This is a genomic window from Arcobacter peruensis (assembly GCF_003711085.1).
GTDB lineage: Bacteria > Campylobacterota > Campylobacteria > Campylobacterales > Arcobacteraceae > Poseidonibacter > Poseidonibacter parvus.
Window position 1 is genome coordinate 2,120,007 of the sequence record NZ_CP032363.1, and the last position, 16,033, is coordinate 2,136,039.

General features: G+C 28.0%; 13 protein-coding genes. 11 read left to right on the forward strand and 2 right to left on the reverse strand.

Annotation, left to right across the window (positions count from 1 at the left end):
- The 8 genes from glmU to D3Z07_RS10695 are packed head-to-tail and all read left to right on the forward strand — an operon-like array spanning position 1 to position 9,086.
- A complete protein-coding gene (glmU, locus tag D3Z07_RS10660) occupies positions 1-1,302 on the forward strand; it encodes a bifunctional UDP-N-acetylglucosamine diphosphorylase/glucosamine-1-phosphate N-acetyltransferase GlmU (protein WP_122893857.1) in 1,302 nt (433 codons plus the stop codon).
- Between the two features lie 24 nt (positions 1,303-1,326).
- Positions 1,327-2,598, forward strand: coding sequence for a bifunctional phosphopantothenoylcysteine decarboxylase/phosphopantothenate--cysteine ligase CoaBC (gene coaBC, locus D3Z07_RS10665; protein WP_122893858.1), 1,272 nt, complete (start codon positions 1,327-1,329; stop codon positions 2,596-2,598).
- A complete protein-coding gene (locus tag D3Z07_RS10670; RefSeq protein ID WP_122893859.1) occupies positions 2,576-3,277 on the forward strand; it encodes a di-trans,poly-cis-decaprenylcistransferase in 702 nt (233 codons plus the stop codon). Before coaBC ends, D3Z07_RS10670 begins: the two co-directional genes overlap by 23 nt.
- Positions 3,237-4,034 carry a prepilin peptidase gene (locus D3Z07_RS10675; protein ID WP_228200545.1) on the forward strand — a complete coding sequence of 266 codons (798 nt, stop codon included), beginning with the start codon at positions 3,237-3,239 and terminating at the stop codon, positions 4,032-4,034. The genes D3Z07_RS10670 and D3Z07_RS10675 overlap by 41 nt, the downstream gene beginning before the upstream one ends.
- Positions 4,031-5,047, forward strand: coding sequence for an LptF/LptG family permease (locus D3Z07_RS10680; RefSeq protein ID WP_076088853.1), 1,017 nt, complete (start codon positions 4,031-4,033; stop codon positions 5,045-5,047). The genes D3Z07_RS10675 and D3Z07_RS10680 overlap by 4 nt, the downstream gene beginning before the upstream one ends.
- Positions 5,048-5,056: 9 nt before the next feature.
- On the forward strand, positions 5,057-5,779 hold the full coding sequence (truA, locus tag D3Z07_RS10685; protein ID WP_076088851.1) for a tRNA pseudouridine(38-40) synthase TruA: 723 nt from the start codon (positions 5,057-5,059) through the stop codon (positions 5,777-5,779).
- Position 5,780: 1 nt separating this feature from the next.
- Positions 5,781-8,318, forward strand: coding sequence for a PAS domain-containing protein (locus D3Z07_RS10690; protein WP_076088849.1), 2,538 nt, complete (start codon positions 5,781-5,783; stop codon positions 8,316-8,318).
- Between the two features lie 48 nt (positions 8,319-8,366).
- Positions 8,367-9,086 (forward strand): response regulator transcription factor, encoded by a 720-nt coding sequence (locus tag D3Z07_RS10695; protein WP_076088847.1) that lies wholly within the window; start codon positions 8,367-8,369, stop codon positions 9,084-9,086.
- Positions 9,087-9,148: 62 nt separating this feature from the next.
- On the opposite strand, the gene D3Z07_RS10700 is transcribed toward D3Z07_RS10695, so the two are convergent.
- Positions 9,149-11,272 (reverse strand): TRAP transporter permease, encoded by a 2,124-nt coding sequence (locus tag D3Z07_RS10700; RefSeq protein WP_122893861.1) that lies wholly within the window; start codon positions 11,270-11,272, stop codon positions 9,149-9,151.
- 111 nt (positions 11,273-11,383) lie between these two features.
- The gene (locus D3Z07_RS10705; protein WP_122893862.1) at positions 11,384-12,328 is read right to left on the reverse strand and encodes a TAXI family TRAP transporter solute-binding subunit; all 945 of its coding nucleotides are present in this window, start codon (positions 12,326-12,328) and stop codon (positions 11,384-11,386) included.
- A gap of 342 nt (positions 12,329-12,670) precedes the next feature.
- On the opposite strand from D3Z07_RS10705, the gene D3Z07_RS10710 reads away from it, so the two are divergent.
- The 3 genes from D3Z07_RS10710 (at position 12,671) to dnaK (ending at position 16,022) form a co-directional block, all read left to right on the forward strand.
- The gene (locus tag D3Z07_RS10710; RefSeq protein WP_076088841.1) at positions 12,671-13,462 is read left to right on the forward strand and encodes a heat-shock protein; all 792 of its coding nucleotides are present in this window, start codon (positions 12,671-12,673) and stop codon (positions 13,460-13,462) included.
- A 9-nt stretch (positions 13,463-13,471) separates the two neighbouring features.
- Positions 13,472-14,038: a nucleotide exchange factor GrpE gene (gene grpE, locus D3Z07_RS10715; protein ID WP_122893863.1), complete on the forward strand. Its 567-nt coding sequence runs from the start codon at positions 13,472-13,474 to the stop codon at positions 14,036-14,038.
- 88 nt (positions 14,039-14,126) lie between these two features.
- Complete coding sequence (dnaK, locus tag D3Z07_RS10720; protein ID WP_122893864.1) at positions 14,127-16,022, forward strand: molecular chaperone DnaK; 1,896 nt, start codon at positions 14,127-14,129, stop codon at positions 16,020-16,022.
- The last annotated feature ends 11 nt before the right edge of the window (positions 16,023-16,033 follow it).

Consider the following 16,033-nt stretch of genomic DNA (forward strand, 5'->3'; position numbering starts at 1 on the left):
ATGAATAACAAGTCAATAATTATATTAGCAGCAGGTGCAGGTACAAGAATGAAATCAACAACACCAAAGGTTTTACATAAAATCTCTGGTAAAGCGATGTTGTATTATTCAATCAAAGAAGCTTTAAAATTAAGTGATGATATTACAGTTGTATTATTTCATCAAGCGCAACGTGTTAAAGAAGAAATGCAAAAGCATTTTTCAAATATTAATTATGTTATTCAAGACCATGAAAACTATCCTGGAACTGGTGGTGCTGTTATGGGTATTACACCAAAATATGAAGAAGTTTTAGTTTTAAATGGTGACATGCCTTTAATTCAAAGTGAAGAGCTTAAAAAATTTGATATTGATGCAACTATTGTTATGTCAGTACTTGAACTAGAATCTGCAGATGGATATGGTAGAGTAATAGTTGAAAATGGAGCTGTTAAAAAAATTGTTGAGCAAAAAGATGCAAATGAATCTGAATTAGCAGTTACTACTGCAAATGCAGGAATTTATCAGTTTAATACTAAGTTTTTACTAGATAATCTTCCAAAACTTTCAAACGATAATGCTCAAAAAGAGTATTATATTACAGACTTAATTGAAATAGCAATTAAGCAAGGTAAGGTTTTAAAACCACTTGCTGTTAGTGAGGAAAACTTTAAAGGAGTTAATTCTAAAGTTGAGCTAGCAGATGCTGAAGTAATACATCAAAATAGAATTAAAAATGAGTTCTTAAAACAGGGTGTTATTATGAGATTACCTGATACTATTTATATAGAAGAAGGTGTTGAAATAGAAGGTGAATCTATTTTAGAAAATGGAGTTACTTTACTTGGAAATTCTAAAATCATAAATTCTCATATAAAAACAAACTCAATAGTAGAAGACTCTATTTTAAAAGATTCAGATATAGGACCAATGGCTCGTGTTAGACCAGGAAGCGAACTAAATGAAACACATTTAGGAAACTTTGTAGAGACTAAAAAAGCTTTATTAACAGGTGTAAAAGCTGGACATTTAACTTATCTTGGAGATTGTGAAATTGATGAAGGAACAAATATTGGTTGTGGAACAATTACTTGTAATTATGATGGTATTAATAAATACAAAACAATAATAGGTAAAAATGTATTTGTAGGTTCTGATACACAATTTATTGCACCTGTAACTATTGAAGATAATACTATGATTGGAGCAGGAAGTACAGTAACTGCAGATGTGAAAGAAGGCGAGTTATATACAAGTCGTGCTAAAAAAAGAGTTGTTTCTGGATATTATGATAAACACTTTTCACAGAAGAAAAATAAATAAAAATTTTAAAACTAAAGATTTGATATGCTATTAAAAGATAAAAAAATACTTGTTGGTGTTACAGGCTCAATTGCTATATATAAAAGTTTAGATCTTATACGGTTATATATAAAAGCAGGTGCAAAGGTACGAGTTATTATGACAGAAGGTGCTAAAAAATTTATTAGTCCTTTAACTTTTGAGGCAATATCACAAAGTAAAGTATTAGATGAAATAAGTGAAAACTGGGATAAAAATCAAGACTATAATCATATTGATATAGGAAAATGGTCAGATATTTTTGTAATTGCACCAAGTTCAGCTAATACAATCAATAAACTATCAAATGGCTTAGCTGATAATTTACTACTTCAAACAGCACTTGCTTATCCTAGAGTTAAACTTCTAGCACCTGCAGCTAATACTATGATGCTAAAAAATCCAATTACACAAGCTAGTTTAAAAATGCTAAAACTTTGTAATTTTGAAATCATTTCTTCACAGACAAAAGAGCTTGTATGTAAAGATGTAGGTGATGGAGCAATGGCAGAACCTCTTGATATTTTCAATGCAACTGCAAGAGAGCTTTTAAAAGAGGAATATTGGGTAAATAGAAAAGTAGTATTAAGTGGTGGTGGAACTGTAGAAAAAATTGATGAGGTTAGATATATTTCAAACTTTTCATCAGGTAAAATGGCAGCTTCAATGGCCAAAGCTTTATATTTTAAAGGTGCGGATGTTTGTTTAGTAAGTACTAGAGGATATGAAGATATTCCAAAAGATGTTCACTTAATTCCTGTTCAAAGTTCAGAAGAAATGAGTGGATATTTAGTTGATGCAATAAGAGTTGCAAAAAAAGGAACTTTAAGTAAAGCTACTTTAATGGATGATTCTAGACCTGAGTTAATTCAAAAGCGAGCATTTTTATTTATGATTGCAGCTGTTAGTGATTATATTCCATCATTTCCTCAAAATGGAAAAATGAAAAAAGACACAATAGGTGAAACATGGAATTTAGAATTAAAACAGAATATGGATATTCTAAGTTCTTTAAACAAAAATGATTTAATTACTATTGGGTTTAAAGCGGAGATGGATAAAAAAAGTGCAAAACAAGCAGCTTCTTCGATGTTAGAAAAGAAAAATCTTGATGCAGTTTGCTTAAATATTTTAAATGATTCCCAAAGTTTTGGTTCTAATGATAATGAAATAGAATTAATATTAGAAGAAAAATCACATGAATTTAAAGGTAATAAATTAGATATTTCTTTAGATATTTTGACTACATTAGAAAATGAGTTTGAAAAATATGCTTAGTAATAATGTTCCATCACATATAGCCATGATTATGGATGGAAATGGTAGATGGGCAAAAGAGAGAAATTTAAAACGAACAGCAGGACATAGTGCTGGAGCAGAAGTAGTACGAAAAATAACTGAACATTGTGGAAAGATAGGTGTAAAGTATTTAACTTTATATGCATTTTCAACTGAGAATTGGCAAAGACCAAAATTAGAAGTAGAATTTCTAATGAAGCTTCTTGAAAAATATCTAAAACAAGAATTAAGTATATATCTTGAAAATAATATTAAATTAAAAACTATTGGAGATATTTCTAAGTTTTCTAAGTCCTTACAAAAAACTATAAAAGAAACAGAAGAAAAAACTGCAAATGGAAAAAAATTAACACAAGTACTAGCTTTAAATTATGGTTCAAAAGATGAAATAGTTCGAGCAGTAAAAAGAATAAATGAAAAAAATCTAGAAGTAAATGAAAAAAATATAGAAGCCAATCTTGATACAGCAGGTATGCCTGATGTTGATATTATGATTCGAACAAGTGGAGAAGTAAGGCTTTCAAACTATCTTCTATGGCAAAATGCTTACGCTGAAATGTTTTTTACTCCAACTTATTGGCCTGATTTTAATGAAAATGAGCTTGATGATATAATAAGTGATTTTAATAGTAGAGATAGACGATTTGGAGCTGTTTAGTTTTATATTTGGGCTTGCTATAGGATCTTTTTTAAATGTTCTTATATTAAGACTTCCTTTAAATAAATCTGTTGTAACTCCTAGAAGTTCTTGTCCTAGCTGTAATCATACAATTTCTTGGTATTATAATATTCCTCTTTTTTCTTTTCTTTATTTAAAAGCAAAATGTGCATATTGTAAAGAAAAAATCTCATGGCAATATTTAATTGTTGAATTACTTTCTGGAATACTTACATTAGCTTTATTTTTAAAACTTGGTCTTTCAATGCAGTTTTTGTATATGAGTTTACTGGTTTATGTTTGTATTACTTTGTCTTTTATAGATTTTAAATATAAAGCAGTTCCAGATTATTTACTTTTAATAGTATTTATTCTTTCTTTTCTTGCTACTTCAACTCCTCTTTTTGAAGCATTTAAAAATGCTTTTTTATTTTCTGGAGCTTTTGTTTTATTGAATTTTATAATCACTTTTTATATACAAAATATAAAAGCAAGAATTTTAAAAGATGAGAATTTAAAAACTGCTGAAGCATTAGGTGAGGGCGATATTCCAATTATTGCAGCTATTGCAGTTATTTTAGGAATAAAAGCTGCAATGATAGCTGTATTTTTAGCAGCAATTTTTGCTATAATACCATCAATTTATTCTAACATCGTAAAAAAAGATATTCAGACTCCTTTTATTCCTTATTTAATTTTAGGAATGTTAAGTGTATATTTCTTTGATTTAGAAAATATTTTAAAGGTACTTTTTTGAAATTAAAACAATATTTATATTCACAATTAGCAATTACATTTTTCCCAATATTTTTAGGATTATACTTTATTACATCTATAGTATTTCTTGTAAAAATTGCTTCTTTAACATCAATTATTACAATTAACTTTTTTGAATTATTCACGCTATATGCTTATGTGATTCCTCAAATTATATTTTATACAATGCCTATTTCTTTTTTTATTTCCCTTGTAATAACACTTTCAAAACTTGCAAGTGAATATGAACTTACAGTTATTACGTCTTTTGGTTTAAATCCTGTAAAAATACTAAAGATATTTTTACCTTTAACTCTTGTTTTATCTACTGCACTTTTAGTTATTTCAGTTGGTTTAATTCCTAAAACAAAGTTTTTAACAAAGCAATTTATAGATGCAAAAACAAAGGAAGCAAATTTTAATATAAAAGCATCTGAGTTTGGGCAGAAATTTGGTGATTGGTTAATTTATATCAAAAATAAAGAAGATAAAGTATACAACGAGATAAAACTCTTTAAAACTGAAAATGGAAAAGAACAATTTATTCTAAGTAAAACAGCAATTTTAGACAATGATAAAGGAAATCTAAGCTTTAGGCTAAATGATGGTAAAGCTTTTTTTGTAGATGGTTCAGAAGTTAATCAAATAGATTTTAAATCTATGCATATAAATGATTCAATTACTGGAAGTAAATTAGGTATTTTTACTACAACTTATGAATATTGGAAGAGTAATATAGCCAAAGGAAAAGATATTGATGATTTAAGTTTTTTCGTTTTAACTTCGCTATTTCCTGTTTTATCACTTTTTCTTGTTATAACTTTTGGATATTTTAATCCAAGATATGAAAAAAATCGTGCAGTTACTTACTCTTTAATTTCTATAGTTTTATATTATGTACTAATCAAAGCTATTGGGGATTCATTACTTTTACATGCCTTATATTTGATTCCTGCAATATGGTTAGTAGCAACTTATCTTCTTTATACAAAAACTGTTAAAAAAGAATACTAAGTATTTTTTATGAATGTTAAATTTGTTATTTCTTATGATGGGTCTTTATATAAAGGCTCTCAAAAGCAACCTAATAAACAAACAATAGAAGACAAACTTCTTCAAAGTTTTAAAAGAATAAATATTGAAACTAAAATAATTCTAAGTGGAAGAACAGATAAAGATGTTCATGCAAGTGGACAAGTTTTTAACTGCCAAATCCCAGATTTTTGGACAAATTTTTCAAAATTAAAAGATACTTTAAATCAACAACTTCCCTTATCTATTAGAATACATAATATTAAAAAAGTAAAAGATGATTTTCATTCAAGATTTCATGCAAAAAAAAGAGTGTATAGATATTTTATAACTACAAAAGATATCACAGCTTTTAATAATAAGTTTATAACACAAGCAAAAAATATTGATGAAGTAAAAATAAAAGAAGCTATAAAAGAGTTTATTGGTGTTCATGATTTTGAATACTTTCATAAGCAAGGAAGTGATAAAGAAATTACAGTAAGAGAAATATATGATACAAGATTTTATAAGTACAAAGATATTTATGTATTTAAATTTACGGCAAATTCTTATTTAAGATCTCAAATTAGATTAATGGTTGGTTTTTTATTGAAAATATCAGAAGGAAAACTTGAGATAAAAGATTTAAAAGCTCAATTAGCAAAAGAAAAAAACATTCATAGGCTTCCTGCGCTTGCTAATGGTTTATATTTGGCGAAAGTGATTTACTAATATGTTTTTTAAAAAAAAGAAATTTTATACACTATTAGATATACGAAAACAAATTGTATATACTCCTTTGATTTTTGTAATTTTATTAGCTGTTGTTTCTTCTATAGTCTTATATTTTTTCCTGACATACCAAGAAAACAATAAAGTTAAACTTCTTATTCAAAGTGATAACTTTTATAAGACAGATGAGCTTAAAAATTATATTAGTAATATAAAATACAATACAAGTGCAAATTTTGATGATTTAGAAATAGAATTAAGTAATAGTGTTTATGAGTTAAATGGATATATCAAGTCCTCATTATTTGATAACAAAAACTTAGATTTAGTAAAATTTGAGAGATATATAGATGAACTTGAAAATAATCGTGATATAAAGTTTTTACTATTTGATACAAATAATTATAATATTTTACATGGTGATCTATTAATTGAGAACTTAGCAAAACTTACAAACTCTAAAATTAAAACAGATAAGTTCATAAAACACATGCTTGAAAATATCAAATACATGGGTGATAATAATCTAATGTATTGGATAGATAATACAAAAGAAAATATTCAACTGAGTTACTTTAAATATGTAAAAGGGAAAGAGCTTTTCTTAGGAGCTTTTTCAAAAGTTGATGATATGAATCTTTTAACTAGAAAAGTAATATTAGAAACAATTGCTGCAAAAAGTAAAAATATAAACAATGCATATTTTTGTTTTTATGATAAAAATAAAGCTACAGTTTTCAACTATTATGGAAAATCTCAAGAAATAAATACTAGTGAAATTAAAGACTTTAGTAAGATAAAAAATAAAAGCTTATCGCATAGCTTTTCTAAATATCAATATGAAATATTTATAAAAGAGACATTTTTAGAAGATGAGGTTAGAAGAATAAAAGGTGACTACGAATACAAAATAATTATGAGTTTTCTAACTATTATTTTTGTTGCACTTCTTTTAATTACAACTTCAAATATTTTTGGTAGATTTATTAATACTATTTTTAATAGATACAACAAAAGAATAGAGACAAAGAATGCTTTATATAAAAAATGGAAAGAGAGATATGAGTTAGCAATTATTGCTTCAAATGATGGTTTATGGGATATAAACCTTGAAACAAATGAAATATTTTTCTCCAATAAATGGCTTGATATGTTTGGCTATAAAAGAGATGATATAAATAACTTCGAGCAGTGGTTAAACTTAATTCATAAAGATGATAAAGAAAAAGTATTAAAAAGATATAAAGCTCATTTAGAATCTAAAAGTGAACATTTTTCTTGTGAATATAGATTAAAATCAAAATCAAATCAATACAAATGGATGTTAGTTAGAGGAAAAGCTTTTAAAAAAGGCAAGTCTAATAGAATGCTAATGATGTCAATGGATATTGATAATAGAATGAAGCTTACAAAAGAGTTGCGTAATGTTGAACTTCTTACAGAGTTTGGAAGAATTGTAATTTTCAGGTGGCTTAATGATGAAGATTTAACAGTTAAATTTGTTTCAAAAAGTATTGAAACATACGGATATAAAACAACAGATTTTTTAAGTAATGATGTTAAGTATTTTGAGTTAGTCTATAAAGATGATATTGATAATTTAAAGAAAGTTATAAAAACTGCAATTGAAAATGATGCAAGTTCTTTTACAAACATTCATAGAGTTGTTGAGAATTCAGGAAATATTAAATGGGTATACAATAGAAGTATCTTAGTAAAAGATGACCATGGCAATGTAATTGGTTTATATGGCTATTTAAATGATATTAATGAAATGAAGTTAAATGAAGAAGAATTAAAACAAAAAGTTGAACTAGAAGTAGAAAAGAATATTAAAAAAGATAGATTACTTGTACAACAAAATAAGTTAGCATCAATGGGTGAAATGCTTGGGAATATTTCACATCAATGGAGACAACCTCTTAATAATATTAATTTACTACTATATTTTATTAGAGATAATTTTGATAAGTTTTCAAAAGAAGAAATGCATGATTCTATAAAAAGTGCAAAAGTACAAATAGATTATATGTCACAAACAATTGATGATTTCAGAAATTTTTATCAGCCAACAAAAGATAAAAAATATTTTGATATAAAAGATTCAATCAAGAAAAGCTCAAAAATTATACAAGCTTTATTTGAAAGAAATAATATAAATTTAGAAATTATTGGAAGTGATGTAAAGATTAATTCTTATGAAAATGAGTTTGAACAAGTAATAGTAAATATTTTAAATAATGCAAGTGATGCAAAGCTAATAAAAGCAAAAACAATAAAATTTGATGCAAAGGTATTAATCAATATTAGTAAAGATGATGAAGACATAACAATTTCAATTTTTAATAATTGTGGTAATGTTGATGATACAATTCTTGATAAAATGTTTGAACCTTATTTTACTACAAAGTTTGAAAACCAAGGTACTGGAATTGGACTTTATATGACAAAAACAATTATAGAAAAAAACATGAATGGAACAATTGATGCAATTAATAAAGATGATGGGGTAGAGTTTATAATCAAATTAAAGTGTTAATTTAACTTTAGCTATAATCTTAGTAATTTATAATAATGGAAGAAGAAAATGAGTAATTTGACAACAAGAGTACTTTTAGTTGAAGATGAAGATGTTGCAAGAAAAACCCTTGCTTTTTATTTAAATACAATTTTTGATGAAGTAGTATTAGCTTGTGATGGACAAGAAGGTTTTTCAATTTTAAAAGATAATGTTGAAAATAATAAAACTTTTGATTTAGTTTTAACAGACTTAAATATGCCAAATGTTGATGGTATGGGAATGATTGATTTAATTAGAGAGCTTATTCCAAATCAAAGATTTATAATTGTAAGTGCCCATAAAAATGAAGAAGACTTACTAAAATTAATTAATTTAAGAGTATTAGGATATTTCTTAAAACCTCTAAATATTGATAATATGATGGAAATGCTACAAAAAGCAAAAGAAGAAGTATTAGAAGATAAAAAAGAAACTCTTACAAATGAAAATTTTGTAACACTAAATAAAACTTATACTTATGATTTATCAAGTGATAAGCTTTATAATCATGAGACGATTGTAAAACTTTCAAAAAAGGAATCAGATATCTTACAAGTACTTATAAAATCACTTGGAGAGGTTATATCTGTTGAGAAGTTTAAAGAAGCTGTTTGGAATGATATAGATACGAATGACTCTGCTTTTAGAACTGTAATGAAAAGATTAAAAGATAAAATTATTGATGATGATTTTATTGTATCTCATAAAGGTTATGGATATATAATCGAAAAACTTTTTGTAAAATAGAAATTATTAATAAGAAGTAAAAAGGGGAAAGAGTTAAACTCTTTCCCCTTTTTTTGTCTTCTTTATAATGTTACTTCAGAAGGTGATGTACTTTCAGCTTTCTGTTTTGCTTTTTGGAAAATGTAAATTAATCCAAATATAGCTAAACCTATCGCGTACGATAAGTAATGACTTGGTAAGCTAAAGTAAGATTCCATAATCTTTGGTAAGAACATAAATGGAACTACAGCTAAGAATATAAATCTTTCAAATATATTTGTTTTTACAACAAAATATCCTTGAGTAAAACAAGAAAAGGCTACCATTCCTATAAACGCAGTTGTAAATATAACTAATATTTCAACAGGATTTGTAATCCAAATCCATCCTTGTGGATTTGCGGGATTTAGCTCATCAACTCCAGAAATCAATAATAACTCTGGATTAAAGAAGAACATAAATGGTAAAATCGCTGTTCTAATATCGTATTTAAATCCTTGAATACCTGTTTTAATTGGATCAGCTTTTGCAATACCAGCAGCAGCGTAAGCTGCAAGTCCAACAGGTGGGGTATCATCTGCTAAAATACCAAAGTAAAATACAAATAAATGCGCTGCAATTGCTGGAATAAAGTATCCATTATCAGCTGCAAGAATTAAAATTACAGGTGCTGTTAATGAAGCCATTACAATATAGTTTGCAGTTGTTGGTAATCCCATTCCTAGAATTAAAGATACAAATGCTGCAAGGAATAATATAATAAAGATATTTCCACCAGATAACTCTTCAATTACTTCAAGTAATACTTGACCTAATCCAGTTAATGTAATAGATCCAACTACAATACCTGCTAAGGCAGTTGCAATTGCAATAGGAACCATATTTTTAGCACCACTTATCATTCCTGCTAAAATATCAACAAAACCACTAAGCATTACATCTCTTGTGATTTTCTCTTTTGCAAGGAAGGCTCTAAATGGATGTTGTACTACCATTAAAAGCATAAGTAACATAATCGCATTAAAAGCTGCACTTGCCGCACTTTCTCTTAATACCATTAGTGTATACATCAAGAAGAATATAGGAATTAAATAGTGAATACCTGTAATAAATGTCTTCCATTTTGGTGGAATATCTTCATCATTCATTCCTTTAAGACCAAGTTTAAGTGCTTCTAAATGAACAATATAAAACAGTGCAAAATAAGAAACAAAAGCAGGAATAAATGCTGCAACAATAACATCTGTATAAGCCATTCCTAAAAACTCTGCAATAATAAAAGCAGCAGCACCCATAACAGGAGGCATAAGTTGTCCATTTGTTGAAGATGCAACTTCAACTGCACCTGCTTGTTCTGGCCTGAATCCTGCTTTTTTCATAAGTGGAATTGTAAAAGTTCCTGTTGTTACAGTATTTGCAATTGATGAACCTGAAATAATTCCAGTAAATCCAGATGCAACAACAGATGCTTTTGCCGGACCACCTCTATATTTACCAAGCATTGCAAATGCTAAGTTAATAAAATACTCTCCTGCTCCTGCTTTATCAAGTAATGAACCAAATAAAACAAAAAGAAATACGAAACCCGCCGATACACCTAAAGGCACACCAAAGATACCTTCAGTTGTTAGGAACATATGACCTGCAAGTTTATTTAAACTTGCACCCTTATGAATAATAAGTTCAGGCATATAAGGTCCTAAAACGTCATATGATAAAAATACAATAGCAATAATACTTAGTGCAAAACCTAATACTCTTCTTCCAGCTTCTAGTAAGATAACAATACCAACAAGAGCTACAATAATATCTAATGCTATATAATCACCTGGTCTTTGTGATATTTCTTCATAAAATACTGCAATATATGATGCAGTTCCTACTCCAATTGCAGCGAGCGTAAATCCAAACCATCTAATCTTTTGTAAAAAATATGTTTTTTTAAACATTGGGTAAATTAAGAATGCTAATAAAATACCAAATGATAAGTGTATTGATCTTGTAATTGTAGAGTTAATTGGTTCTACAACTATATATAGTTGAAATAATGACCATAAAAGTGAAATTCCTGATATTAACCAGAATTCATAGTGCTGTGCTCCAAAGACTCTTTGTCCTTCAAGTTCATTTACAACAGCTTCACTTTCTAAGGCTTGTTCTTCTTCTAATTCACTAAGCTTGTGAGCTTTCTCTTCATAAAGAGCCATAGTAAATCCTTTCAGTATTTATAATTTGATATTTGTCATACTTCATTTAAAGAAATTTAAATGAAGTATAAAAATTGTTTCAAGAGCCGAAGCTCTTGAAAATAGTAAGGATTATAATAATCCTGCTTCTTTGAAGTATTTTTTAGCACCTTCATGTAATGGAGCAGATAAACCATCTAATAAAGATTTTTTAGTAATGTTGCTGTACGCTGGGTGAAGTTTTTTGAAATCATCAAAGTTTTCTAAAATAGCTTTGATTACTGTATAAACAGCTTTTTCACTTACATCGTCACTAGTAACTAATACAGCTTTTACACCAAATGTTGGAGTTGCATCAGGGTTACCTTTGTACATTCCAGCTGGAACATCAGCTTTTGCAAAGTATGGATATTTTTTGATTAATGCATCAATATTTGAACCTTCTAAAGGAGTGATTTTTACATCAACAGAATTCGAAGCATCTTTAATATTTGCAGTTGGATGTCCTACCATGTAGAAGTAACCATCAATTTTATTATCTCTTAATGCATCAGGCATTTCAGAAGCTTTTAAAGCACCAGCAAAAGATAAGTCATCTTTTTTAATTCCACTTGCATCAAATAAAGTTAAAGCTGTAGCTTCATTACCTGAACCTGGGTTTCCTAAGTTAATTCTTTTACCTTTAACATCTGCAATACCATTTATACCAGCATCTTTTCTAGTAACAAGTGTTAATAATTCAGGGTAAATAGCCATAACAGACTTTAATTTTTTAACTTGCTTACCATCAAATTTACCAGTTCCATTAGAAGCCTGATATACAACATCAGATTGTGCAATACCAAAATCTAACTCACCATTTTTAATAGTATTAATGTTGTAAACAGAACCACCAGTAGATTCAACTGAACATCTGATTTTTGTTTCCTTCTTGTATTTGTTTACAAGTCTACAAATAGCACCACCTGTTGGATAATAAGTACCTGTAACACCACCAGTTCCTATAGTAACAAACTCAGCTGCGAATGCTGGAATTGTTAAAGCACCTAATAAAGTCATTGTTGCAATTTTTTTCATTTTTCTTCCTTTTAATTTGTTTATGTATTATAGCATTTTAGTACTATAAATCAGACAATTTAATTATTAGTATCATATAAATAATACATTAATTACAATTAAGTTACAAATTTAGCGAATCTATAATTTATATAAGCTTAAAATATACAAATAAAGATTTTCTGTTTTTGAAGTAAATAGTATAAATCTCAAGAATAAAACCTTTTTAACGTACGAAAATAAGGGATTTTTTTAGTAATTATGAATTTATTTATAAAACTACTTGACAAATATACACTCAATAGGTTATAATTCTTTAGCAGTTTAAGACAATGAGTGCTAATAAATTAAAATGGTTGTAAAATGATTGATAAAAAAGAGTTTTTATTACAGTCTATTATTAAAGCATATATAGAACACTTAGAGCCAATTGGTTCTACGCAGTTAAAATCTATGTATGATATCACTTATTCTCCTGCAACAATTAGAGGTTATTTTAAAAAATTAGGTGATGAAGGTTATCTAGCTCAAGAGCATATAAGTAGTGGAAGAACTCCAACAACTGAAGCTTTAAAAGAGTATTGGAAAACTAAACTTAATTTTGATGTTACAGATATAAATTTAAAAGCATTACAATATTATGCTTCTGAAGTAGAAGTATCAGTATTTATTAAAAAAGAGAAGTCTGATATTTTAAAAGATGTTTTAAATGTAGAAGATAAATATATGATATTAGAATTTTCTTCATTTGCAATATCTGTTAAGTTTTCAGATGCATTATATAGATTTTTGCAAGATATGAGAGGTCTTACATTAAAAGATATTTTAAAAATATCTAAAGATGTTGGAGCATATGACATTTGTGAAGCCATTAATCAAACTTTACAAAATTCAGATTTTGAAATCTTTAATTATAAAGAGTTTTTAAATCTTGCCTTAACATATGATTTTGATGAATTGACTATTAATAAGTTTTTAAAAGGTCAAATCTTAGATGAATTAGATGAAGGTTTATATTTTGAAGGTTTCTTACCTATTGGATATATAGGTATTTGTCATTATTGCAAGATTAATAACGAAGATGTGAAGATGCTAGTAATTGGGCAACTTCCAAAAAATTATGAATATTTTTATAAAAAAATTACAACTTTTTAGGAGAAGAACTTGAGCGAAGAAAAAAAAGAAGAATTACAAACAGAAGAAGTTTTAGAGACTGAAACTGAAGTTATAACAGAAGAAGCACCAGTAAAAGAAGAAACAATTGAAAGTGTTAAAGCTGATTTAGAAGAGAAATTAAAAGAAGCAGAAGATAAATATTTAAGAGTTCATGCTGATTTTGAAAATATCAAAAAAAGATTAGAAAAAGAAAAATACAATGCTATTGATTATGCAAGTGAAAAGTTTGCAAAAGATTTATTAGCTCCAATTGATTCTTTGGAAATGGCACTAGCAGCAGAAGAAGCAGCAAAAGATATGCCAGCTGATGAATTATTAGCAAAATTAAAAGAAGGTGTTGAATTAACAATTAAAAACTTCTACACAGCTTTTGAAAAACATGATATTTCGACAGTAGAAACAGATGGTGATTTTGATCCAAATTTCCATGATGCAGTAATGCAAATTGATAGCCCAGATCATGAAGATGGACAAATTGTTCAAAGACTTCAAAAAGGTTATAAATTAAAAGAAAGATTATTAAGACCAGCAATGGTTTCTATTTGTAAAAAGTAGATTTAATAAGGGTTGACCGTAATGTCAAAAAACTAGAATGAATTAGACAAAAATTAAATTAAAAAATAAAACTTGATAAGGAAGAAAAATGAGTAAAGTAATTGGAATTGATTTAGGAACTACAAACTCTTGTATGGCAGTTTACGAAGGTGGTGAAGCGAAAGTTATACCTAATAAAGAAGGGAAAAATACAACTCCTTCAATCGTAGCATTCACAGATAAAGGTGAAGTTTTAGTAGGTGATCCTGCAAAAAGACAAGCTATTACAAATCCTGAAAAAACTATTTATTCTGTAAAAAGAATTATGGGTTTAATGATGGACGAAGAAAATGCTAAAGAAGCACAATCTAAAGTTGGATATAAAATCGTTGATAGAAACGGTGCAGCAGCAGTTGAAATTGGAGATAAAGTATATACTCCTCAAGAAATTTCTGCAAAAATTTTAGGAAAATTAAAAACAGACGCTGAAGAATATTTAGGTGCTCCTGTAACTGATGCTGTTATTACAGTACCAGCTTATTTTAATGATGCACAAAGAAAAGCAACTCAAGAAGCTGGAACAATTGCAGGTTTAAATGTACTTAGAATTATCAATGAGCCAACAGCTGCATCATTAGCATATGGTTTAGATAAAAAAGGTGAAGAAAAAGTATTAGTATATGATTTAGGTGGTGGTACTTTTGATGTTACTGCACTTGAAATTGGTGACGGTACTTTTGAAGTTTTATCAACAGATGGTAATGCATTCTTAGGTGGAGATGACTTTGATAATGCAATCATTGATTGGTTAGCAAAAGAATTTGAATCTGAAAATGGTTTCGATGTTAAAAATGACAAAATGGCATTACAAAGATTAAAAGATGCTGCTGAAAATGCTAAGAAAGAATTATCTTCAGCTGAATCAACAGAAATCAACTTACCATTTATCTCTATGGGTTCAGCTGGTCCTGTTCACTTAGTTAAATCATTAACAAGAGCTAAGTTTGAATCAATGACTGAAGATTTAATTACTGAAACTTTAGAGCACATCAAAGTTGCTTTAAAAGATGCTGGTTTAGATAAAGATGAAATTGAAGAAATCATTATGGTTGGTGGATCTACTAGATTACCAAAAGCAAATGAAGTTGTAAGAGAATTCTTTGGAAAAGATTTAAATAAAGGTGTTAACCCTGATGAAGTTGTAGCTGCAGGTGCTGCTGTTCAAGCTGGTGTATTAAAAGGTGATGTTAAAGATGTATTATTACTTGACGTTACTCCATTATCACTAGGAATTGAAACTTTAGGTGGTGTTTTAACTAAATTAATTGAAAAGGGAACTACAATTCCTGTTAAAAAATCTCAAGTATTCTCAACAGCTGAAGATAACCAACCAGCAGTATCTATTCACGTTGGTCAAGGTGAAAGAGAATTTGCTAAAGATAATAAATCTTTAGGTATGTTTGAATTATCAGATATCCCAGCTGCTCCAAGAGGTGTTCCTCAAATTGAAGTAACATTTGATATTGATGCAAATGGTGTTTTAAATGTATCTGCTAAAGATAAAGGTACTGGTAAAGAGAATAAGATTACTATTTCTGGTTCGTCTGGACTATCTGATGAAGAAATCGAAAAAATGGTAAATGAAGCAGAAGCAAACAAAGATGCAGATGCTAAGAAAAAAGAAGTAATTGAAGTAAGAAACCAAGCTGATGCTTTATTACATTCAACTAAGAAAACATTAGAAGAAAACCCTGATGCAGTTTCTGAAGAAGAAAGTAAAGCAATCGTTGATTCAGCAGCTGAACTTGAAGAATTATTAAAAGATGAAAATGCTACTAAAGAGCAAATTGAAGAAAAAGTGAAAGCTTTAACTGAAAAATCTCATAAATTAGCAGAAGCTATGTATAAAAAAGAAGGTGGAGATCAAGCAGGTGCTGCTGGTGAACAACCAAACAAAAAAGCTAAAAAAGACGATGACGATGTTATCGATGCTGAAGTAGAGTAAATCTCTGCTTC

Excerpts from the sequence above, each read along its gene's own strand:
- glmU (WP_122893857.1), top strand. The coding sequence starts at position 1 with ATGAATAACAAGTCAATAATTATATTAGCAGCAGGTGCAGGTACAAGA.
- coaBC (WP_122893858.1), top strand. The coding sequence starts at position 1,327 with ATGCTATTAAAAGATAAAAAAATACTTGTTGGTGTTACAGGCTCAATT.
- D3Z07_RS10670 (WP_122893859.1), top strand. The coding sequence starts at position 2,576 with ATGAGTTTGAAAAATATGCTTAGTAATAATGTTCCATCACATATAGCC.
- truA (WP_076088851.1), top strand. The coding sequence starts at position 5,057 with ATGAATGTTAAATTTGTTATTTCTTATGATGGGTCTTTATATAAAGGC.
- D3Z07_RS10690 (WP_076088849.1), top strand. The coding sequence starts at position 5,781 with ATGTTTTTTAAAAAAAAGAAATTTTATACACTATTAGATATACGAAAA.
- D3Z07_RS10695 (WP_076088847.1), top strand. The coding sequence starts at position 8,367 with ATGAGTAATTTGACAACAAGAGTACTTTTAGTTGAAGATGAAGATGTT.
- D3Z07_RS10700 (WP_122893861.1), bottom strand. The coding sequence starts at position 11,272 with ATGGCTCTTTATGAAGAGAAAGCTCACAAGCTTAGTGAATTAGAAGAA.
- D3Z07_RS10705 (WP_122893862.1), bottom strand. The coding sequence starts at position 12,328 with ATGAAAAAAATTGCAACAATGACTTTATTAGGTGCTTTAACAATTCCA.
- D3Z07_RS10710 (WP_076088841.1), top strand. The coding sequence starts at position 12,671 with ATGATTGATAAAAAAGAGTTTTTATTACAGTCTATTATTAAAGCATAT.
- dnaK (WP_122893864.1), top strand. The coding sequence starts at position 14,127 with ATGAGTAAAGTAATTGGAATTGATTTAGGAACTACAAACTCTTGTATG.